At 43.2% G+C, this 22,761-nt stretch carries 23 protein-coding genes and 1 rRNA gene; all 24 read left to right on the top strand.

The annotated features are described in order from the left end of the window. Positions 1-51: 51 nt before the first annotated feature. A complete protein-coding gene (locus B5Y67_RS09945) occupies positions 52-294 on the top strand; it encodes a sigma factor-like helix-turn-helix DNA-binding protein (RefSeq protein ID WP_088226295.1) in 243 nt (80 codons plus the stop codon). Continuing rightward, positions 269-580, top strand: a complete 312-nt coding sequence (locus tag B5Y67_RS09940; RefSeq protein WP_088226294.1) for a septum formation initiator family protein — start codon at positions 269-271, stop codon at positions 578-580. Before B5Y67_RS09945 ends, B5Y67_RS09940 begins: the two co-directional genes overlap by 26 nt. A 99-nt stretch (positions 581-679) precedes the next feature. Beyond that, positions 680-1,069 carry a S1 RNA-binding domain-containing protein gene (locus tag B5Y67_RS09935; protein WP_088226293.1) on the top strand — a complete coding sequence of 130 codons (390 nt, stop codon included), beginning with the start codon at positions 680-682 and terminating at the stop codon, positions 1,067-1,069. A 222-nt stretch (positions 1,070-1,291) separates the two neighbouring features. Then, on the top strand, positions 1,292-3,391 hold the full coding sequence (locus tag B5Y67_RS09930; RefSeq protein WP_088226292.1) for a SpoIIE family protein phosphatase: 2,100 nt from the start codon (positions 1,292-1,294) through the stop codon (positions 3,389-3,391). Between the two features lie 161 nt (positions 3,392-3,552). After that, positions 3,553-5,313, top strand: a complete 1,761-nt coding sequence (locus B5Y67_RS09925) for a formate--tetrahydrofolate ligase (protein ID WP_088226291.1) — start codon at positions 3,553-3,555, stop codon at positions 5,311-5,313. 245 nt (positions 5,314-5,558) lie between these two features. Then, entirely contained in the window at positions 5,559-6,971 is a 1,413-nt protein-coding gene (gene tilS, locus B5Y67_RS09920; protein WP_088226290.1) for a tRNA lysidine(34) synthetase TilS, read from the top strand. A gap of 95 nt (positions 6,972-7,066) precedes the next feature. Continuing rightward, complete coding sequence (gene ftsH, locus B5Y67_RS09915) at positions 7,067-8,971, top strand: ATP-dependent zinc metalloprotease FtsH (protein ID WP_088226289.1); 1,905 nt, start codon at positions 7,067-7,069, stop codon at positions 8,969-8,971. Between the two features lie 26 nt (positions 8,972-8,997). Beyond that, complete coding sequence (ndk, locus tag B5Y67_RS09910) at positions 8,998-9,447, top strand: nucleoside-diphosphate kinase (protein ID WP_088226288.1); 450 nt, start codon at positions 8,998-9,000, stop codon at positions 9,445-9,447. A gap of 136 nt (positions 9,448-9,583) precedes the next feature. Continuing rightward, positions 9,584-10,294, top strand: coding sequence for a DUF881 domain-containing protein (locus B5Y67_RS09905; protein WP_088226287.1), 711 nt, complete (start codon positions 9,584-9,586; stop codon positions 10,292-10,294). Further along, positions 10,294-10,995, top strand: coding sequence for a DUF881 domain-containing protein (locus tag B5Y67_RS09900; protein WP_088226286.1), 702 nt, complete (start codon positions 10,294-10,296; stop codon positions 10,993-10,995). Before B5Y67_RS09905 ends, B5Y67_RS09900 begins: the two co-directional genes overlap by 1 nt. A gap of 213 nt (positions 10,996-11,208) precedes the next feature. Next, a complete protein-coding gene (locus B5Y67_RS09895) occupies positions 11,209-11,691 on the top strand; it encodes an HD domain-containing protein (RefSeq protein ID WP_088226285.1) in 483 nt (160 codons plus the stop codon). A 17-nt stretch (positions 11,692-11,708) separates the two neighbouring features. Then, complete coding sequence (folP, locus tag B5Y67_RS09890; protein WP_088226284.1) at positions 11,709-12,923, top strand: dihydropteroate synthase; 1,215 nt, start codon at positions 11,709-11,711, stop codon at positions 12,921-12,923. Further along, complete coding sequence (gene folB, locus B5Y67_RS09885) at positions 12,910-13,287, top strand: dihydroneopterin aldolase (protein ID WP_088226283.1); 378 nt, start codon at positions 12,910-12,912, stop codon at positions 13,285-13,287. Before folP ends, folB begins: the two co-directional genes overlap by 14 nt. Beyond that, on the top strand, positions 13,284-13,745 hold the full coding sequence (folK, locus tag B5Y67_RS09880; RefSeq protein ID WP_088226282.1) for a 2-amino-4-hydroxy-6-hydroxymethyldihydropteridine diphosphokinase: 462 nt from the start codon (positions 13,284-13,286) through the stop codon (positions 13,743-13,745). The genes folB and folK overlap by 4 nt, the downstream gene beginning before the upstream one ends. A 276-nt stretch (positions 13,746-14,021) precedes the next feature. Beyond that, positions 14,022-14,906 (top strand): Rossmann-like and DUF2520 domain-containing protein, encoded by an 885-nt coding sequence (locus B5Y67_RS09875; RefSeq protein ID WP_088226281.1) that lies wholly within the window; start codon positions 14,022-14,024, stop codon positions 14,904-14,906. A 34-nt stretch (positions 14,907-14,940) separates the two neighbouring features. After that, positions 14,941-15,798, top strand: coding sequence for a pantoate--beta-alanine ligase (panC, locus tag B5Y67_RS09870; protein WP_088226280.1), 858 nt, complete (start codon positions 14,941-14,943; stop codon positions 15,796-15,798). Continuing rightward, positions 15,791-16,174: an aspartate 1-decarboxylase gene (gene panD, locus B5Y67_RS09865; protein WP_088226279.1), complete on the top strand. Its 384-nt coding sequence runs from the start codon at positions 15,791-15,793 to the stop codon at positions 16,172-16,174. Before panC ends, panD begins: the two co-directional genes overlap by 8 nt. A gap of 26 nt (positions 16,175-16,200) precedes the next feature. Continuing rightward, positions 16,201-17,181, top strand: coding sequence for a biotin--[acetyl-CoA-carboxylase] ligase (locus B5Y67_RS09860; protein ID WP_088226278.1), 981 nt, complete (start codon positions 16,201-16,203; stop codon positions 17,179-17,181). Between the two features lie 100 nt (positions 17,182-17,281). Continuing rightward, positions 17,282-17,833, top strand: coding sequence for a biotin transporter BioY (locus B5Y67_RS09855; RefSeq protein ID WP_088226277.1), 552 nt, complete (start codon positions 17,282-17,284; stop codon positions 17,831-17,833). A 17-nt stretch (positions 17,834-17,850) separates the two neighbouring features. Next, positions 17,851-18,618 (top strand): type III pantothenate kinase, encoded by a 768-nt coding sequence (locus B5Y67_RS09850; RefSeq protein ID WP_088226276.1) that lies wholly within the window; start codon positions 17,851-17,853, stop codon positions 18,616-18,618. A gap of 17 nt (positions 18,619-18,635) precedes the next feature. Beyond that, positions 18,636-19,601, top strand: a complete 966-nt coding sequence (gene dusB / locus B5Y67_RS09845) for a tRNA dihydrouridine synthase DusB (RefSeq protein ID WP_088226275.1) — start codon at positions 18,636-18,638, stop codon at positions 19,599-19,601. 219 nt (positions 19,602-19,820) lie between these two features. Then, a complete protein-coding gene (greA, locus tag B5Y67_RS09840; protein WP_088226274.1) occupies positions 19,821-20,291 on the top strand; it encodes a transcription elongation factor GreA in 471 nt (156 codons plus the stop codon). A gap of 277 nt (positions 20,292-20,568) precedes the next feature. Continuing rightward, positions 20,569-22,059, top strand: a complete 1,491-nt coding sequence (gene lysS, locus B5Y67_RS09835; RefSeq protein ID WP_088226350.1) for a lysine--tRNA ligase — start codon at positions 20,569-20,571, stop codon at positions 22,057-22,059. A gap of 589 nt (positions 22,060-22,648) precedes the next feature. Next, positions 22,649-22,761, top strand: a 16S ribosomal RNA gene (locus tag B5Y67_RS09830); the annotation flags it as partial.

The raw sequence follows: 22,761 nt of genomic DNA, 5'->3' as shown, positions 1-22,761 counted from the left end.
CACAGAGTTATCCACATAATGTGTATAACTATTGAGCAAGGGTGTGCCGCAGTGCAGATTGAAATCAGAGGCTTGGAAAAACTTAGCTTTCGTGAACGTCAAGCAGTGATCCTTAAAGAAAGCGGGAAATCTTTGGAGACCATCGCCAAGCAGCTTCAACTTAGTTCAAGCTCTGTAGCCACTTTACTAAATCGTGCCCGCAGCAAAGGGTATGAAATCGTATGCATTATCCCAAGTGGAGAGCTTGGTTTGGGAGGAGCAGATTGGGATGAAGAAATCTTATCAGAAGATTAAACCGCAAAAACGACAAAAGTCTCATCTTCGGCCAGGAACACTCGCCCTTTTGCTTCTTGTCTTTCTAGGGGTTGGCAGTTCTGCTTGGCAGCTTTGGAAACTTCATGTTTCAATTGAGCAGCAGATTAATCAATTGACTCAAGAAAAAGCAGAACTAACGCAGCAAGAAAAGTCACTTCATGAGGAGATTGCTCAATTAAATACCCCCAGTTATATTGAACAATTAGCCCGGGAACAATTAGGCCTTGTTAAGCATGGCGAAATTCTCATCTCTCCCAAAAATTAGTAAGTAACATTGTTTTTGAAAACCTTGACAGTTACGAAATTTACTGCATATAATATAACCATGTATAGATAGATCATCACAAGGAGGAGTTTACTTCGTATGGCCGTTGACGTTGGCAGTATTGTTGAAGGAGTCGTTACCGGGATCACGAACTTTGGAGCGTTTATTGAATTGCCGGATAGGGTAACCGGACTTGTACATATCTCGGAAGTTGCTGATGCTTATGTCAAGGATGTTCGGGACTATTTAAAGGAACAGGATCATGTTAAGGTAAAAGTCATTCACGTCGATGAAAAGGGTAAAATCGGTCTCTCGATTAAACAAGCTAATCCTACTGTTCGCAATACTAGTCGTGAACGCCGAGTTCCGCCAACGGTATCCTTTGAGGATAAATTGGCCAAGTTTATTAAAGATAGTGATGAACGTCAGACAGAATTTCGCCGGGCCACAGAATCCAAACGTGGAGGCAGAGGCTCAAGCAGATACTAGGAACTAACCGCCGCAAGGCGGTTTTTCTTATACTAGAAGGCAGGAACGGCAAGAAGATTTGAAAATGCTGGCGTTTTTAAGAGACCGTGGGCATATGGCGCAGTCGTGAAGAGATTATCTATGAATGACGTCGAAAGTTGTTCTAAACGCCTGACTATAGTAGACAAGCTTTGCTAATCCTTTAAGCTATAATATTACCATAAAAAGGTAAGAGGTGATATTATGGCTGAGTGGGCAACCTTAAAAGTTAACCAAGGTCTGCGCAGCGGGATTTCTCTGGAAAGCACATTTCTGCCTATTATTTTTGGCGGATGCTTAGCGAGGGGCACAATCTTAGGCCTCCATCCCTTTGGAATTGCCTTCGGTGCTGCTGTCATTTTACTTGGCGAGCGTGGGACCTTGTTTGGTTTATTAGGGATTGTACTGGGGACAATTTCTCTCGGTATAACCTCATTAAACGATGTGTCCTTCGTGGTTCAAATCATTGTGATTTTAGCAGCCATGTCCGTGTTGCTGCCTTTCATTCGTAAGAAAAGACATGAGGGAACCTATTTGATTCTTACTACCGGTGTAATGGTGGCAATCGTTGCTTCTTTGGCTGTGAGTTTGTCAAAACCGGACACTTATGCCCTATTTCTAGTAGGCCTTCAGAGTATTTTAGCGGGTGGTTTTGCAATTATTATTTGGTTTGCCATGAGGCATAAAGAGGCGATTTGGAGGGGAGAGTTTCAACGTGAGCAAGGAATAGCCTGGCTGATCATTCTTGTTGGTATTATTAGTGGACTGCAGGGGGTTCAAGTAAGGGAGATAAACTTTTCCATTGTGTTGATGAGCTTTTTCACCTTATTTGTATCTGAACGTTACGGAGCTGGTACTTCAGCGGGTGTCGGCGCTATCCTGGGCTTTTTGCCGCAGCTGACCGTAAGCAATGAAAATTTAATGGCTGCCGGTATTTATGGGCTGGCAGGTTTCTGTACAGGAGCTTTTCGGAGGTTCGGAAAAATTGGACTTGGAACGGCATTTATTGCTGTTATGTTGATGCTAACCGTCTTTCTGCGCCAGGATGCGGTTTATTCCCAGTTAATCTCTTCGGTTGTCGGTTTATTTCTCTTTTTCCTCTGGCCGGGCATATCGCCGCAAAGAGATTTCCTGAAACCTAAGGTTATACCTGAAGTTGAAACAACAGTTTCAAAAGTAAAAGCTATGGCAGAGATCTTCGATCAAATTGCGTTAAGTTATCAGGCCGCAGAAACGGAATCTTTCGAGACACGGCAGGAAGTCCCTGAACTTATGAATGTTTTGGTTGAACGTGTTTGTTATAATTGTCCTACAGTTGACGTCTGCTGGAAGAGAGAATTTTATAAAACCTATCATATTTTCTTTGAACTCTTTAGGCTCGTTGAAAATGAGCCTGACGTTAAGCTGCAATCTTTACCGGTTGAGTGGAAGCGGCATTGCGGCCGGCTCAAAGAGATGTTGTTAGGGGTTCAATTTATTCTGGAACAAGAAAAGAATCAGGAGACCTGGCGGCGGCGCTTGGTCCTCAATCAGGAGGCTTTATCGCGGCAATTTCTGAATGTCTCTCAGGTCATAGGGAATCTCGCTAAGGAGCTTCATACCCAACGTAATTGGGAAGTAGTAAAACCTTCAAATTTAGCACGACGGCGGCGCAATTTTCTTGATGTCGGAGTTGCTGCCTTCACGAAATCGGGCAACGGACTAAGCGGAGATAATTATGCTTCGATTGCTTTTTCATCAACCCAGCATGCTTTTATTTTAAGTGATGGAATGGGAGTGGGGGAGAAGGCAGCAAAAATGAGCGCAACAGCTTTAGCTCTTCTAGAACAGTTGCTCACTACGGGCTTTGATCCGATAGGCTCAATTCAAGCCTTAAATTCTATCCTGGTATTGCGTTCACCTGAAGAGAGTTTTGTAACGATTGATATGGCAATTCTCGATTTGGAATCATCGAACTTAAAATTAATTAAAGCAGGAGCTTCGCCTTCTTACCTCATTACCTCTGAGGAGGTAAAAAGACTTGTTTCCTCGGGCCTTCCGGTGGGAATATTGAATCAAATCGAAATTCCAATAATTGATGAAGAGATGCAAGGAGGGGAAACCCTTGTCCTAATCACCGACGGAGTGCAAGATGTTTTGAAAGAAGGAGCGGACTGGATTCAGGATATTTTGAAACAACCTGCTTCGCTAAAATCACAGGAACTGGCGGATTTAATTAGTAATGAGGCTAGACGGCTTTCGGAGGGAGTATTAGAGGATGATGGAATAGTTCTCGTCATCAGGAAAAATTGTTGGAATGAATGAGAATTATTTACATATATAATTATTTGTGCGGCAGGAAATCAGAAATGTATGTCGAATCAAACTATTATGATATTTTGCGAAATCGGATTTATACCAGTTGGTAAAACTTTCTGTAACTGTCAATCAGAAAGAAAAAATTATAATAAGGGAGCGGATTTATTATGGCTTGGGATGCAACAAAACTCAAAGATTGGCAAATTGCCGAAGAAGCCGAAAAGACCATGCCCACTATTGATCAATTGGTAGAAAAACTATCCCTTGAAAAGGACGAATTGATTCCTTATGGGAAAACGCCGAAGGTTGATTTTTTGAAGGTAATGGAACGTCTCAAAAACAAGTCCGACGGTTATTATATTGAAGTTACAGCAATTACACCCACACCTCTTGGCGAAGGAAAGACAACGACATCATTAGGGCTGATTGAGGGGCTTGCTAAACGGGGTGTTAAGGTTGGGGGCGCAATTCGTCAGCCATCCGGAGGACCGACCATGAACATTAAAGGCACTGCTGCTGGCGGCGGCAATGCTCTGCTGATTCCTATGACCGAATTTTCTCTCGGCTTAACCGGTGATATCAATGATATTATGAATGCCCATAATCTGGCAATGGTTGCTCTTAATGCTCGCATGCAGCATGAGGCTAACTACACAGATGAAGAACTTGCCAAACGAGGCTTAAAACGTCTGGACATAGATCCCAAAAATGTTGAAATGGGCTGGGTTATTGATTTTGCGGCTCAAGGGTTAAGAAATATTATTATAGGGATTGGCGGAAAGAAAGACGGCTTACAAATGCAATCAAAATTTGGAATTGCAGTAAGTTCGGAGTTAATGGCCATTTTAGCAATTGCCAAGGATCTTCCGGACTTAAGAGAACGGATTGGCAATATTATTTTAGCCTATAACAAGAAAGGTGAACCTGTAACTACCAAGGACCTGGAAGTCGACGGTGCAATGACTGCGTGGATGCGCAATACGATAAATCCAACAATTTGCTATACCGCTGAGGGGCAGCCTGTTATGGTTCATGCCGGTCCCTTTGCTAATATTGCTATTGGGCAGTCTTCGATTATTGCAGACCGCATAGGACTTAAGATGTTTGATTATCACGTTACGGAGAGCGGATTTGCTGCAGACATTGGATTTGAAAAGTTCTGGAACGTCAAGGCTCGGTTGGGCGGTCTGAAACCAAACGTTTCCGTCCTCGTGGCAACAATCCGTGCCTTAAAAATGCATGGAGGCGGGCCTGCTGTTATACCTGGACGTCCAATTCCGGAAGAATATGTGCAAGAAAATCTCGAACTTGTGGAAAAAGGGTGTGCCAATTTACTTCATCATCTGAAGACTGTTAAAAAATCGGGCATTGTGCCAGTAGTCTGCGTCAATGGCTTCTACACGGATACAGAAGCTGAAATCAATTTGGTTAAGAAGATCGTGAAAGAAGCTGGGGCACGCTGCGCCTATTCCAACCATTGGCTCGAAGGCGGCGATGGCGCTCTGGAATTAGCAGACGCGGTCATGGATGCTTGTCAGGAAACGTCAGAATTCAAATGTCTCTATCCTCTTGAAATGCCGCTTCGTCAACGTGTCGAGCTTATTGCTAAAGAGGTTTATGGTGCAGACGGTGTCGATTGGTCTCCGGAGGCAGAAGCTAAAGCTAAAAAGTTTGAATCAGATCCCCACTATGCCGACTTTTCCACGATGATGGTAAAAACCCATTTAAGTTTATCCCATGATCCTGCATTAAAAGGAGTTCCTCAGGGCTGGAGGTTACCAATTCGTGACATTTTAGTATATGGCGGTGCAAAATTCCTCTGCCCAATGGCAGGGACAATCACCTTAATGCCCGGTACGGGATCTGATCCCGCTTACAGAAGAATCGATGTTGATACCAAAACAGGTAAAGTCAGCGGTTTATTCTAAAACAAAGGGGAATAACTCAATAGGCTTCGAAACATATCTGGCCCCGAGAAATCGGGGTCTTTTCCTTCGACATCCTGCAATTTGCCGGAAGGCTTTGAAAAATTTTAGAGGATACACCTTAATAATTATTAATAATTTTTTCGTTAAACGAAAGTTTTATGGAAGTATGGCGTTGTGTTTATTCGGAGAGAATGTTAAGGTTATACTGTTTAATAAGAGTTTCTGATCAGAGCGGAGAATCAACGATGTTCGAAGAATTGCGTACTTACATATTGCCTAATCTGATTCCGAAAAACACAAAATTGCTGGTCGCTGTGTCGGGAGGCCCTGATTCTATGGCTTTAGGGCATATACTTTGGCGATATATGCGGGGAGATCCTGCTCAGGGAATTTCACTCGTTATTACCCATGTTCATCACGGGGTTCGGAAAGAATCGGATCAGGAATTGGAACTTGTTCGAGAAATAGCAGAGCGATGGGAAGTTCCTTGCCGGATTCATCGTTTCGACTCTCTTGGATATGCTCAAGCCATGGGGCAATCCTTTGAAGAAGCTGCGAGAGAGTGGCGGTATGCTCGTTGGCGGGAGGATATGCAAGAAGATGGATGTACTCTTTTAGCAACGGCACACCATTTAGGCGATCAAGCTGAGACTATTCTTTATCGCCTACTGAGAGGAAGCGGTGCTGCCGGCTTAGCAGGTATATATCCGTCAAGAGACTCCATAATTCGTCCCTTGTTGACGTTTACAAAGGCAGATATTTTCCAATACTGTGAGCAGGAGAGGTTACCTTATGCCATCGATCAGACGAATCAGCAGCCGGTTTATGTCCGAAATCGAATTCGTTTGGAACTAATACCGTTGTTGGAGAGAGAGTATAATCCAAGGCTTCAGGAAGCCTTGGGAAGGATGGGGGAACTTCTGCGCTGGGATGAGGATTATTTAGCTCAGCAAGTGGAAAAAGCTTGGAATGTATATGTTTTGAAAAGCCAACAAGCGATTGGCTTAAAGCCAGCGGCCTTTGCTGAACCGGCTGCGATTCTTTCGCGTCTGCTGCGACACGCGGCAATGATAGTTACCCGGGAACGCAGGGGGTTAAGCTATGCTTACATTACCAAGATTATGTCCTCTCAAGGCAAGCCGGGATGGAGACAAGATCTGCCGGGTTTGACTGTAAAAATTAATGAAGAGGGTATATGGTTTTGCAATAAAGTCCAGTCTATAGAGAAGGACTCTAAACCTTTAATTTCGGACATCATCTTAGAACTGGGAAGGCGGATCAAAATCCCTGGTTATGAGGCTGAGATTATGTTTTTTACAGAAAAAGAATTCAAATTAGCGGAGGAAAGTTTGAAAGACTCCGAAAACCAAGTGGCAATCTTCGATCAAGAGTTATTGATGCAAACACATGGCCGTCTTGTGTGTCGAACACGGCGACAAGGCGACAAAATGTGGTTCCCGGGTGTAGGGCACAAGGCTTTAAAAAAGGTATTTCAGGAGGGTAAAATTTCTGCCTCTAAGAGGAGTAACTTTCCGCTTGTTGCCGTTGGAGACGAGGTGCTCTGGATTCCGGGTCTTCGTCAGAGCGGATTGTGGCCGCCGCAGAAACACTCCCCAAAAGTATACTGCATGATTATAGCTACAAACCGGGAGCTCTAATTTGAATTCATTGTAAAAGGAAATTCAGCATGGTATAATATGTGGAATTGCTTTGTAAGATTAAGCGGTTTGCCAACTAGAGAGGAGGACCATATTTGAAGGTCTTTAAGAACGCAACAATTTATGTGCTCATAATTCTTATGGCAATTGTTTTAATTAAATGGTCGGCCCCTCCCGTGAACAAAGACGTGGGAATGGACTATACTACATTTAAAAGAGATGTAGTAGATAACCAAGTTAAAGATGTTTCGGGTATCATTGAAAACAATACCATTAAGTATACGGTTACATTAAAAGACGATACGAAGCACGATGTGGTTGGCTATGCCGATGATCCACAGCTTGCCTCTGATTTGTTATCCCATGGAGTTCCGCTTAATTTATCCGAACCGACTGAGTCGCCTTGGTGGGTTGGGCTTTTATCCACGCTTCTGCCAACTCTCGCTATCGTGGGTCTGTTTTTCTTTATGATGCAGCAAAGTCAGGGCGGCGGCAATCGCGTCATGCAGTTTGGAAAAAGTAAGGCCCGTCTTGTCGGTGAGGACAAGAAGAAAGTAACCTTTGCCGATGTTGCGGGTGCTGATGAGGTTAAAGAAGAACTGCAAGAAGTCGTTGAGTTTCTAAAGTTCCCTAAAAAGTTTAACGAATTAGGGGCTAAGATTCCTACAGGAGTATTATTATTCGGCCCTCCGGGGACTGGTAAAACATTACTGGCACGTGCTGTTTCCGGGGAGGCTGGTGTCCCGTTCTTCAGTATAAGTGGTTCTGATTTTGTAGAGATGTTTGTCGGAGTCGGCGCTTCGAGGGTTCGTGATTTGTTTGAACAGGCTAAAAAAAGTGCGCCATGTATTGTTTTTATCGATGAAATAGACGCTGTCGGGCGGCAGCGGGGCGCCGGTTTAGGCGGCGGCCATGATGAGAGGGAACAAACTTTGAACCAACTTCTCGTGGAGATGGATGGTTTCAACGGAAATGACGGCGTTATCATTATTGCGGCAACGAATAGGGCTGATGTATTAGACCCTGCTCTTTTACGCCCTGGTCGCTTTGACCGGCAGATCGTTGTTGATGCCCCCGACGTAAAGGGGCGTGAAGAAATCCTAAAAGTTCACGCTAAAGGCAAGCCTATTACTAATGAAGTTGATTTGGAAGTCATAGCACGTCGAACTGCTGGTTTCACCGGGGCCGATATATCAAATCTACTTAATGAAGCTGCCCTTCTTTCCGCGCGAAGGGGAGAGAATCAAATTCGCCAACAAACTATCGAGGAGTCGATTGAACGAGTTATTGCCGGTCCGGAGAAGAAAACTCGGGTCATGAGTGCTTTTGAGAGGAAACTTGTTTCCTATCATGAGGCCGGACATGCATTGCTTGGAGAACTGCTTACTCATACTGATCCTTTGCATAAAGTGTCCATAATCCCGCGTGGGAGAGCCGGTGGATATACCCTCCTGCTTCCTAAAGAAGATCGCAATTATATGACAAAATCTCAGCTGCTCGATCAGGTTACGATGTTATTGGGCGGACGTGTGGCTGAATCTGTGATCCTGCATGAAATAAGTACGGGAGCTTCTAACGACTTGGAGCGTGCAACCGGTATTGTGCGTAAAATGATTACTGAACTTGGGATGTCTGAGGAATTAGGACCTCTGACCTTCGGACATAAAGAAGAACAAGTTTTTCTGGGAAGAGATATCTCTCGTGATCGCAGTTACAGCGATGCAGTAGCCTATGCTATAGACAAAGAGGCTCGTCGTATTATTGATGACTGTTATCAGAAGGCTCAAACTTTAATCCGGGAAAATATTGACAAGCTCCATGCTATTGCCCAAGCTTTAATGGAAAAAGAAACTTTAGATGTAAACAGTTTTGCTTCAATAATGGCTCGATTTGCCAAGCCTGCAGATGAAGCCCCAAAGGACATAACGATCAATTTGGAAAAGGAACCAGAAGATCTGCCAACACAAACCCTTGAAGAAGAGTTAAATAAGATTGAATAAAGATTATTAGTGAAGGGAGATTATGTATGGAAAGAACATTCCTGATGTTGAAACCGGATGCCATTCAACGCGGGCTGGTCGGGAGAATTATTGCTAAGTTAGAAGACAAGGGATTCAAGCTCGTTGGACTAAAGCTGATCCAAGTGGATCGTGCTTTGGCTGAAGCTCATTATGCAGAACACAAGGGCAAAGGGTTCTTCGAACCAACCGTGGCTTATATTATGTCTTCGCCTGTTGTTGCTATGGTTTGGCAAGGCAAGAATGTTGTGGCTTTGGCAAGAGAGCTGATGGGAGCCACAAATCCCGCTAATGCTAATCCAGGATCAATTCGGGGTAAATATGGAATGGACATTAGCCGCAACGTAATACATGGTTCGGACTCTGTTGCGAGTGCCGAACGTGAAATTGCCCTTTATTTTAAACCCGAAGAGCTTGTCGACTATACCAAAGCCGGGGAAGATTGGTTAAGCGAGTAGAAATCTTGCTGAATTGCCTTGATCAATGTAGGTTGCGTTTGCGCTCTTAAAGATTTATACTTTTTGTATACAAATAGGGACGCCCTGATGGGTGTCCTTTTTAAAAATTTGCTCTCTTTTTGGAGGTGGCAATGATATGCAGTTGGAGATTAGGGAACGATCTTTACTAGGTTTAGGGTCTGTGTTAATTGGGTTTCTGTTTGTAATGCTGCTCAAGGCTCATGGGATTGCCGGCAAGGAATCTATAGGGCAAGAGACTGCTGTACCGAGTTTAGTTCAAACAGAGCTTGAAAATCAGCAGATTTCAGTGGAAAATGATAAGCTGCGGCAAGAACTTGGGAAATATGCTCAAGGGCAAAGCGCTTCGTCTTTAGCGAATCAACAGCTTCAAGAAGCTGAAATGAATGGCGGCCTGGTAGCCGTTTCAGGACCGGGGATACGAATTACCCTTGATGATTCAAAGCGAACGGTCCAGGGTCAAGATGATCTAAACAATTATTATATTCATGAGCAATATATCCGGGAGGTTTTTAATGCTCTATGGAATGGCGGGGCAGAGGCTATTGCAGTTAACGGGCAGCGTGTAACCTCGAATACTGAAGTCTTTTGCGGGGGTTCTTTTATCCAAATTAATGGCACGCGACAAATGCCGCCCTATGTCATTGAAGCGATTGGTGATAAGAATAATCTTACTGCGGCACTCAAGTTTTATGGATGGGATAGACTGGGGGATTTTCAACAACAGTATGGGATTACACGAAAACTCGAGAGCGAGCAAAATTTAATCTTGCCAGCCGGAAAACTGAAGCCATATCGCTTTGCTCAACCAGTTAAGGAGGGAACATGATGCATCGCTGGAAAAGAAGTCTAGCCCTCCCTGTTACAATGGTAGCTATTGCTTTAGGTTTCCTCGTCTCGTTACAGGTACACACTCAAAAAAATGTTTCTGCCGCAGAACAAATTAGTGCTGAGCGTTTAAACCAAATGAAATCAGTATTAGATAATTCTCAGGCTCAAAATGCCCAACTTCAGAAGGAACATCAGAATTTATTAACGGAGTTGGATACAGCGCGCAAAAAAGTTGGAACTGATCCTCAATTGCTGGATCGACTGAAGCAATTACAGATTCTTGAGGGGACACAAGCTGTCGAGGGTCCAGGTATACAAATAAGCATAGATGATCGGGGTAAAAACACGCTCTTTCCTGTAAGTACTGAGGATATTGCCAGGATGGTCAATACATTGAAATTTGCTGGAGCTGAAGCAATTAGTGTGAACGGACAACGAATTGTGAGTACAACAGCTATTGTGCTCAGCGGGAGTTCGACAATTCTCATAAACCAAGTTCCGATTAATCGAGTCGAAGGAGTCCCTTATGAATTGGATGCCATTGGAGATCAAGACACTCTTCTGGATTATTTCTCTAAAGTGGAAGCACCTGCTTTGAAACAGAATGGACAGATAGTAAGTATTACTCGAAAAACCCTAACGATTCCCTCCTTCAAAGGTTCATACACCTTCAAAAATGCAAAACCGATAGTTCCTTAATGATTTCCGAATTATGAGAATTAATGGCTTTATAGAGAAGGGAATTCACTTAGTTTATCGAATTTAAAGTATTATTGGAATAATTCGATCAAGGTGAAGTTACTGATGGTAGAAGTATGTGAAGGCAGGCCTTGGGTGAATTCCCAAGGCTTACCTTCTTTATAACCAGTTATCTTGATTGAAGGTAGGGAGTGGGTCAAAATACTACATTCGATGGCTCGCATAAATCAGCTCTTGGATCATCGGGATTATGGTGCCTATCAGGAGACAATTGATCAGTTAGAAAAAAATCGGGAGTTCTGTAAGCATGGTTTTGATCACGGGATAAGTGTCGCTCGTATCGCTTATGCCTATATTTTAGAGCAAGATGGTCATGCTCTTACTAAAGAAATTGTTTATGCCGCTGCCTTTCTTCATGATATAGGACGATGGGTGGAGTATCAAAGCGGAGAAGACCACGCCGAAGCGAGTGCTAAACTGGCACTGCCGATACTTGAGGCTTGTAAGTTTAATCGTGAAGAAATCACGATTATTCTTAAGGGAATACGTGAACATCGCCAACACTGCGCAGATGGCCTAAGTATACTGGGTAATGCTCTGGCTTTAGCTGATAATTGGGCAAGAGACTGCCGCCATTGCCGAACACAAAAACAATGTTATAAATATAATCAAGCAATGAGACTTATTACGTATTAATTTGGAGGGTTTAACAGATGCAAAGCTATGGCATGAGATGGGTTAGTATGGATAATCTGGCAGAGGCCAATATGGCCTTAAAAGAAATTGGCGCAGATCCTGCGGGAATTGCTCATATGGCCGGAAAAGGACTGGGGCGGGGAATAAAACTAGAGCAGGTGCCCTTGCGCGTGGCCCATATTCTAAAGCAAGAGATGCTTTCTTTGGGCGGAGATGCGGCGGTCCATCGTAATGTGATTGTAAACCAAATTGAGACGACAGATATTATGCTGCTTGGAACGGTTCGGCAGCTTGAGAGGCTTTCAACAAAAGTTTTAGCCCAACCCTTTGGATTGAAGCAAATTGGTCATGATTTAAGGAACTTGCTGGTAAATCTTGAACCTCCTAAACCCAGAATATTAGACTGCCGTGGTAAAAAATTAAGACTTGGAGAACGAACCTTAATTATGGGAATTTTAAATGTAACACCTGACTCCTTTTCCGATGGAGGGAGATATAATAATCTTGAGGATGCAATAGCTCAAGCAGAGCAAATGGCCGCTGAAGGGGCGGATATTTTGGATATCGGGGCAGAATCCACCCGTCCAGGCCATCTTGAAGTTAGTGAGGATGAAGAATGGAAGCGTTTGGAGCCTATTCTCAAAGTTTTAGCGGAACGTGTTGATTTACCGCTTTCCATTGATACCTACAAAGCAAAGGTGGCGGCTAAGGCCCTTGAAGCTGGAGTCCATATAATTAATGATATTTGGGGTCTGCAGAAAGATCCCGAAATGGCAAGAGTTGTTGGTGACTATCGAGCCCCTGTAATTATTATGCATAATCAAGCGGGAACAACTTATCATCATTTAATGGGGGATATTCTGACATTTTTAAAACGGAGTATTGGATTAGCCGAAGCCTGTGGTTTAACGGGAGACCAAATTATCTTAGACCCGGGAATCGGTTTTGGCAAAACCCTGGAGCAAAATCTTGAGGTTATGTCCCGGTTAGCAGAATTCAAGACCTTAGGTCATCCCGTACTATTGGGAACATCCCGCAAATCTATGATTGGAAAAACGTTGGATCTAGCAGTTGATGAACGTTTGGAAGGGACGCTGGCAACGAGCATTCTTGGCGTGGCTGCCGGAGTAGACATTGTACGGGTTCATGATGTTCAAGAGAATCGCAGAGCTGTAGAAATGGCGGATGCCATCGTACGAGGACAGAGAGGAGTTAATTATGTCGGGGCATGATGCTATTCACCTTCGAGGCCTTGAGTTTTATGCTTATCATGGGGCGCTGCCTGAGGAGCAGGTTCTTGGGCAGAAATTCATAATAGACATTGATCTTTTTGTGGATCTCAGCCGGGCGGGGAATTCAGATCAAGTTCAGGACACTATTCATTATGGTGAAGTGTATAATGTTATTAAAACTTGTGTGAAGGATCATAAACATCAGTTGATAGAATATTTGGCGGAAAAAATTGCCCAAGCAGTTTTGGCCCAATTTAATTGCAAATCTATTCGGGTAGAAGTACATAAGCCCCAAGCACCGGTTGCCGGCATTTTTCGAGATGTTTCCGTGGAGATTTGGCGACCGGCAGGAGGAACAGTATGAAAGCATTTTTAGGATTGGGCAGTAATCTTGGGGACAGAGGCTACTATCTTAGCGAGGCTGTTTCGGCTTTAAAGCGTCCCGCCATTGCTATTCTGTCACTGTCACGAATCTATGAAACTGAACCTTGGGGGGTTCAGGAGCAGCCTCTGTATTGGAATCAGGTGGTTGAGGTGGATACCACTCTCCCTCCCTTGGATCTGCTCCATGTCTGTCAAGAAATTGAACAGCGATTTGGACGAGTGCGTAAGGAACATTGGGGGTCCAGAACGATTGACATTGATCTTCTAATTTATGATAATGTGGTTAGTGATTCAAAGGAATTGACATTACCTCATCCCTATCTGGAGTTTCGGGAGTTTGTGCTGGCTCCCCTGCGTGAAATCGCACCAAATCTTGTTTTACCTTCGGGAAGACCGATCAGTCAGGTCTTTGGAGAGGGAAAGGTGTTTCCTTTATAATTAGGAATAAATAATCACCAGATTAGCCGACGACATCGAAGGAGTTGTACGGTGGTTTTGGTGTTAACGAATGAATCACACCTACCAACCTAATACTATTGAACAAACACCGCTTGGATCATGGGACCGAGACGGAGGGTAGAAAAAAGTGCCTTCACCTTGGTGAGGGCATTTTTTTCACTATCAGACGCTCATGCCGCGAGGCAGCGCAGTGCATCGCAGATTGTTGTAAAACCAGTCTTGAGAGTAGTCTAAATGGAGTAGGGAGGGGAAAGAATGAAGTTTGGGATTATCGGAGCAGGGATTGTCGGGACTGCTTTGGCTCTTCGGTTAGAGGAGAAGGGGCACTATTGTATTGGTGTTCACACGCGAAGTTGCAGCTCTTATGAACGCTTTTGCCGGTATTTGCCTAAAAATCATCTTACATTGGATGAACTCGCCTCAACTGCGGATGGATTGTTTATAACTACCCAAGATGACTTAATCCGCACGGTGGCTGAAAACCTTAGTGTCAGACCTTCTATTAAATCAAAACAGCTATGGATTCACTGTTCAGGTTCACTCCCTTCGAATGTACTGAGGGTCAAAGAGAGTTTATCTGTACGCTGTCTTTCTCTGCATCCTCTCCAGGCTTTTGCCAGCATAGAAAAGGCTTTGGAGATCTTAAGCGGGACTCATTTCGGAATTGAAGGTGATGATGAGGAGTTTGGGGTAGGTATTGTCAACGATTTGGGGGGAATCCCTCATCGCATTTTAGCGTCTCAGAAATCAATGTATCATGCAGGGGCTGTAGTTGCTTCAAATTATTTGGTAGTATTGGCTTCTTTGGCTGTGGAACTTTTTGCCGAGGCTGGATTCCGGGAGGATGAAGCCCTGGCCTCATTAATCCCTTTGATGCGAGGGACTCTCTACAATCTGGAGCAGGTGGGACTTCCTCAAGCCTTGACAGGGCCGGTGGCGCGAGGCGATGTTAAGGTGGTACAAGGCCATTTAGAACATATGCCCTCGAAGCTCAAGAAAATATACAGGGAACTAGGGTCAAAAGCTCTGGAGCTCGGAGAAGACAAAAAGGCTCTTCAAGGATTGACCTATTCTCCGGAAGATTTAACTAAGTTGAAGTCGATGCTGGGAATGTTAGAACAGCCCCTATCCGGACATTAATGTTTAATATAAGGTAAGAAAGGCGGACAAAGGTATGCTTAGAACTGCTAAAGTTTCAGAACTTCGTAAAATCATCAAAGAGGAAAAACAAAGGGGGAAAACCATCGCTCTTGTTCCCTCAATGGGTTACTTGCATAGAGGCCATTTAACGTTAATTGAGAAGGCTAAAGAAACAGGAGCTTTTGTTGTTGTAAGTATTTTTGTCAATCCCCTGCAATTTGGGCCTAATGAAGATTATGCAAGTTATCCGAGAGATTTAGAAAGGGATGCACAATTAGTGGAAGGATGCGGCGTTGATCTTCTCTTTCACCCATCTGTGGAAGAAATGTATCCCAGGCCCATGGTAACGTTTGTTGAGGTAACTCAATTGGACAAGGTATTATGCGGTGCTAATCGCCCCGGACATTTCCGAGGAGTCACCACTGTTGTCAGCAAATTGTTTCATATTGTTCAACCGGATATAGCCTTTTTTGGGCAAAAGGATTATCAACAATACTTGATTATCCGACGAATGGTTAGTGATTTGAATCTTCCTATTGAGGTCAGAGGTGTACCTATTGTTCGAGAAAAAGATGGTCTTGCTCTCAGCTCGCGTAATGTCTTTTTATCGCCCGAACAACGTCAGGAAGCCTTGGTACTGTCCAGGAGTCTTAAAGAAGCGGCAGAATTGATTCAACAAGGAAAACGCTCAGGCCGAGACATTGAAGATTTTATTCGCAATGCCATTATGCGTGACAGTCAAGGAGTTATCGATTACGTAGAGGTCAGGGACGCTGAGGATCTCTCGGAAGTTACAGAAATCAATCGACAAGTACTGATTGCGCTGGCGGTAAAATTCGGTCCGACGCGCTTGATTGATAATATCGTTGTGGAGGTTGAAACGAATGTTTAGAATGATGATGAAATCGAAAATTCACAGAGCGATTGTGACTGAAGCTAACCTTCAATATGTGGGGAGCGTGACGATAGACTCAGACTTGATGCAAAAGGCGAATATTTTACCTAATGAGAAGGTACAGATTGTCAATAATAATAACGGTGCAAGGTTTGAAACCTATGTCATTCCCGGGGAGCCTCATTCCGGCGTGATCTGTCTCAATGGTGCCGCAGCACGACAGGTGCAGATCGGGGATCAGGTAATTATTATTTCCTATTGTTTGCTTACGGATGAGGAGGCCCATAATTACAAGCCAGATGTTGTTTTTGTGGATGAGAATAATCGGCCGACTAAGATTGATTCCGAAGAAATTCATGGACAAAAATCTTAGTCGGATCAAGCAGGGAGCGAAAGCGAATGGCAAGTCATGATATTCTTCAGCTTCTCGTCTCTCTTCCCGGAGAGTACGTATCGGGTGAAAGAATCAGTCAACAACTTAATGTCACTAGAGCTTCAGTTTGGAAGCAGATTAAACAGCTAAAAGAAGAAGGATTTGATATTGAGGCCCATACCAAAAAAGGATATTGCCTCCGTAAAACTCCCAATTCGTTAAATGCCTGGGTTATTGAGCAAATGTTAGAAACCATATCCTTGGGGCATGTTCTAGCTATTGAGGACAAACTGACATCAACAAATGCTAAGGCAAAGGAATTAGCACGTGAGGAAGGAATTCATGGTCAGGTTGTTATAGCAAAAACCCAATATGCAGGTCGGGGAAGAATGCAGAGAGAATGGCAGTCTCCTCTGGGAGGATTATGGATGTCGGTAATTATCAGGCCAAATTTGTCCTTAGCCAATGCTTCAAAGCTAACTCTTGCTGCAAGTGTGGCAATTGTGGATGCTATAGAAGAGTTATATCAATTGCGGGTTGGAATTAAGTGGCCCAACGATCTTCTCTATAATGGCAAAAAGATTACCGGAATACTCGGGGAAGTTGTTGGAGAATGGAATAGGGTACAGACCTTAATATTAGGAATTGGCATTAACGCCAATTTTACAAGTGAAAAATTGGGCTCTGGCTTAACGGTTGCAACTTTACAGGAAATATTGGGGTACGAGGTTGACTTGAATAGGTTAGCGGCCACGATTTTAAAGTACTTAGAAAAACAGGTTATGGCCCTGGAAGAAAATCTCTTTCAGGAGCTGCGTTCTAACTGGATGGCTCGAGCGGTTGGCCTTGGGGAAGAAGTAAGGGTTTTGCGCGGTGAGGAGGTCATTGTCGGAGTGTTTAAGGGGATTTCTCAGGATGGTGAATTACTCCTAAGCACAGAACAAGGTGAGGAGCGGTTTTCGGCCGGAGAAGTTCAGTTGAGATCTAAGCTGGGAGCATATTTTTAAGGAGTTATTTCTTATTGATAAATTAGAAATATATTGCAAGTCAGCGGCCCTTATTGTAAACTCAAAATATAAATTAAGTTTACAATGGAGGGCGAGATTTATGAATGTTCGGAAATTAGCTATGTCATCGGTTTTTGCGGCTTTAATGTGCTTAACAGGTATGCTGGTACATTGGGCACCTGCCTTGATTCCTTTTAGTATACTTCCGGTTTTTGTGTATCTTTCAGGCCTTATTCTTGGAGCTGAATATGGTGCCATGGCTATGCTGGTTTATCTGGTATTGGGGCTGTTTGGACTGCCTGTTTTTGCCTCCGCGCCCTTCGGGGGGTTGGGATATATTTTGAAACCTACCTTTGGCTTTCTGGTTGGTTATGTTGCGGCGGCTTATGCCGTGGGGCGCATTTATCGTGAAGGAAGCCTTTGGCGGGCGATTGTTGGTGTGTTCTCAGGCCTCATCATTTTATATCTCTTCGGTTTAAGTTATCTTTATGTGATTTTACATTGGGTTTTGCATCAAACAACAAATATAGTGGGTGTTCTGACGATCGGATTTGTCCCTTTACTTTTTATGGGGGATTTGATTAAGGCCGGGATTGCAGTCTGGGTTGGCCAAGAAGTCGTTCGTCGGCGCCAAAACGCCTTAGATCGTTAGGCAAAAGGAGTGGTAGTGTGATTCTTCTATTCGATGTAGGAAATACGAATATTGTTTTAGGGGTTTACGATGAAAGGACATTGACTCATCATTGGAGAGTTTCAACCGAAAAGTCTCGAACTGTTGATGAGTATGCGGTTGTGATTAAAAATCTTTTTGACTTTAGTGGCTTAAGCTTTAAGGAGATAACTGCTGTTGTCATTTCTTCCGTTGTCCCGCCTGTTATGCCGACCTTAGAAACGCTTGCCCGAAAATATTTTGGCGTAGAACCGCTTGTAGTGGGGCCGGGGATCAAAACGGGCATGCCGATTATTTATGATAACCCAAGGGAAGTAGGAGCAGATCGGATTGTAAACGCTGTTGCAGCTTATGCCAAATACGGCGGTCCCCTGGTGATTGTAGATTTTGGTACAGCAACAACGTTTTGTGTTGTTTCCAAACGGGGAGAATATTTGGGAGGAGCTATTGCGCCGGGGATTGGGATTTCAACGGAAGCCCTCTTTTTGCGCGCTTCCAAATTACCAAGGGTCGAGATGGTAAAACCTACTTCTGTAATTGCTAAAAATACAGTTGCCGGAATGCAATCTGGCATATACTATGGTTTTACAGGCCAAGTCGATGGGATTGTTAAACGAATGAAAGAGGAATTAGGATCGGAAACTAAAGTTGTAGCAACCGGCGGGTTGGCGAAGATGATTTCTCATGAATCTGAAACCATTGAAACAGTGGACCCTTTTCTGACTCTCGAAGGGTTATTAATCATTTATGAACGAAATCAGAAATAATTAGTCGAGGAATGAATATGAATCTAGGAAACTATAACCTTGGAGTTCCTGTATTTTTAGCACCTTTGGCAGGAGTAACGGATAAGGCCTTTCGCGAAACGGTATGTGCTTTAGGCGGAAGAACTGTTTGGACAGAAATGATCAGCGACAAAGCATTGAATTATCGTAATTCAAAAACATTGAGCATGTTAGATTTGAGAGATGAACCTAAGCCCAGGATTGTTCAGCTATTCGGTTCTGATCCGGAAACAATGTCTCAGGCAGCAATTTTGGCTTTAGATGCCGGCGCAAATGTTATTGATATTAACATGGGATGCCCTACTCCTAAAATCACTAAAAATGGTGAGGGCTCGGCCCTGCTAAGAGATTTGCCGCAGGCACAAGCTATTGCGGACGCTGTCGTAAAGGCTGTTAGTATTCCGGTTACGGTAAAGATTCGTCTTGGCTGGAATCACGATGAAATCGTGGCTTTGGAGATGGCTCGCCGGCTTGAGGCTGTGGGAGTTCAAATGTTAACTCTACACGCCCGAACTCGAGAACAATTTTATTCGGGACAGGCTGATTGGGCCTGGATCCAGAACGTTAAGAGCAAAGTCAAAATCCCTGTTATTGGCAACGGGGATATATTTTGTCCGGAAGATGCGCGCAGAATGATCGAGGAGACGGGATGTGACGGTGTCATGATCGGCCGCGGAGCTTTAGGAAACCCCTGGCTTATTCCCCGAACTCAGTATTTCCTTGAACACGGCACAATATTACCTGAACCAGTCCTTGAAGAACGTATTAAGGTAGCCATGCAACATTTCGAGCGAGTGCTGCGCTATAAGGGCGAACATATTGGTCTTAACGAAATGAGAAAACATGCTGTTTGGTATATCAAAGGAGTACGAAATGCGGCACAATTCAGAGATATTATTATGCAAACAAGATCCGCTGATGAAATGAGAACCATCATGCGTCGAATATTACAAAATGGAGAATAGATTTTGTCAAAGAGAGAAAAACTATGGGAACATTGCTCGCTAAGAGGGAATGTGGTATCCTTGACAATATTTTGCAAGGTCCTTATAATAACGAGTAATGTATTTGAGGAATTATTTTTTACAGTTCCTGGTTTAAATGAAGTACGCTAAAGGCTGTTAGAAAGTGCAAAGTACTATAAATAGCACAATGCGTAGGACGAGAAAAGGGAGCGAGAAACTATGCCTGAAAAAGAAGTCATTCTGACCTTGGAAGGCCTCAAAAAACTTGAGGAAGAGTTAGAACTAACAAAAACAGTAAAGCGTCGGGAAGTTGCCTTGCGGATCAAGCAAGCCATTGACTTTGGCGATATTAGCGAAAACTCTGAATATGACGATGCTAAGAATGATCAAGCTTTTATCGAAGGTCGAATTATTACCCTGGAAAAAATGCTCAGGAATGCACGGGTTATTGATGAGGTTGAAGGAACGGATGTTGTAACTTTAGGTGCAAAGGTGCGTTTAAAAGACGTTGACTATGGAGACGAAGAAGAGTACTATATTGTCGGATCAGCAGAGGCAGATCCGGGTACAAATAAGATTTCGAACGAGTCTCCGGTAGGAAAAGCCGTTTTGGGTCAAACAAAAGGATCTATCGTGGAAGTTAATGTACCGGCGGGGATTCTACACTATCAAATCCTCGACATCAAGTAAGGATTAGGAACATTCTGATGGAGATGGATTCTTAAATTCCATTATCAAATTAGGACAGAAAAAATAAGCTTTTTGCAGAGTGCAGTGTTTCTGTATGGTTAATCAAATACAGATCCTGCACTTTGTTTATTGATCTTAAGATAGCCATATTATGGGAAACGCAGCCAAAATGATGAATGATCGTTGGTTTTACGTTCAAAATCTTGATTCTTCTTGTTTAACTGCGTCTATATTTGGTAAAATTGATAAGATAAGAGTAAATGATGGAGGAATTAAGATGGATAATACTAACGACCTTTGGCGAATACGTTTAGAAAAGCTTGATCTTTTCCGCCAAGCAGGTCTGGAACCTTATGCAGACCGCTATATTCGTTCTCATAAAGCTCAAGAAATTCTGGATGATTTTGAAAATCTTGAAGGTCAGAAGGTTAGCATTGCCGGCAGAATTATGAGCAAACGAGATCAGGGAAAAGTTATTTTTGTCCACAGTCAAGATTTAAGTGGACGGATTCAGATTTATATGCGCAAGGATGATTTAGGCCAGACTCCCTTTGATTTGATTTCCAAATTTGATGTTGGGGACATTATTGGAGTTGAAGGAGAGGTATTTCGTACCAAACGCGGGGAGATCTCGATTCATGCACGAGATGTCAAGTTGCTTTCTAAGGCAATGAGACCTCTTCCGGAAAAATTCCATGGACTGACTAATGTAGAAACACGCTATCGCCAGCGGTATTTGGATTTAGTTATGAATCCTGAGGTTCGTCAAGTTTTTGTGACACGGAGCAAGATTATTCGCTGCATGCGAGAATATCTTGAAGCGAAAGAGTTTCTTGAAGTTGAGACACCAACTCTGCACAGCATACCAGGGGGAGCGGCGGCTCGTCCTTTCATCACTCATCATAATACCCTTGATATCGATCTTTATTTGCGGATTGCTCTGGAGCTTCCTTTAAAGCGTCTTATTGTCGGGGGATTTGAAAAAGTCTTTGAAATTGGCCGAACCTTTCGTAATGAAGGAATTTCGATCAAACATAATCCTGAATTTACGATGATGGAACTCTATCAGGCCTATGCAAATTTTGAAGATATTATGGAACTAACTGAGGAGATGATCTCCTATATTGTTACAAAGGTTCACGGAACGACGATGATAACTTATCAAGGACAAGCTATTGAGTTTAAAACGCCTTGGCGCAGATTACCCATGTTAGAGGGTATTCTTGAGTATTCAGGCGTTGATTTTCGCGAGATTGTAACAGATGAGCAGGCACAAGAGATAGCTAAGGAAAAGGGAATTCAAGTTGATGAAGGAACATCACGTGGAAAAATTATTAATGAGTTTTTTGAAGCTTTTGTCGAACCCAATTTGATTCAACCAACGTTCATTACTGGGCATCCTGTTGAAATTTCTCCTTTAGCTAAGCGTAATGCCAAACATCCGGAATATACGGATCGTTTTGAAGCGTTTATATTTGGGCGTGAGCTTGCTAATGCTTTTTCGGAACTTAATGATCCTATCGACCAGAGGCAGCGTTTTGAAGCCCAGGCTGCAGAAAGAGCCAAGGGAGATGACGAGGCACACATTTTGGACGAGGACTTCGTACAAGCTTTGGAATATGGTCTTCCGCCGACAGGAGGTTTGGGAATTGGTATTGATCGGTTAGTCATGTTATTAACGGATTCTGCGTCCATTCGAGATGTAATCCTCTTCCCAACCATGCGTCCGCGAGACGAGAGTGTTCTAGATGCCGATAGCGAAGAATAATTTTGTCTTAGCGGATGTTGAGATAGCTTAGAATTGGTTAGATATCTGAATTAAGACAAATTGATTAAGATCATATTATGGATATTGCTGTAGAGTTATTTCTACTTGTTTAAGGATTGAGAGTCTGACTAACAGAAGTCGGACTCTTTTTCATAAGATGCATTGTTATCTGGGCTACAGAAACAAAAAACATAAAAGGGCGATACGCTTACCTATGCCGAGAATATGAGAGCATATATAATAATTAATGCTATAAAACCTAAGAAACATTGAATTATTATAGTTGAAATAGTGAATATAAGTATGGTATATTAGTCAATGTTCGCTTGGTAATTTGTGAGCTGAAGTAAAACAAAAGAAATTCAAGTTAGATGGATCTAAAATAGATATTGACTTTTGTGGTCATTAATGGTATGATTGAAATCTAGCTTGACAAGAGATCTGTTATCTTATCAGCTAATAAATTATATTACTGGTCTTTGAAAACTAAACAACAAGGACAGCCAATGAGAGAAACTCGCAAGAGTTTCAAAAGAATCATGAAATCATGAGCAAGATATCATCTTCTTCAAGAGAAGTTGAGATAACTTTTTTGGAGAGTTTGATCCTGGCTCAGGACGAACGCTGGCGGCGTGCCTAACACATGCAAGTCGAACGGAGAGATTTCTAAGTTTACTTAGAAAGATCTTAGTGGCGGACGGG

The sequence above is a fragment of the Desulfosporosinus sp. FKB genome (assembly GCF_002196705.1).
Taxonomy (GTDB): domain Bacteria; phylum Bacillota; class Desulfitobacteriia; order Desulfitobacteriales; family Desulfitobacteriaceae; genus Desulfosporosinus.
The sequence above is the reverse complement of the archived record's forward strand: the minus strand, read 5'-3'. Positions and strand labels throughout refer to the sequence as shown.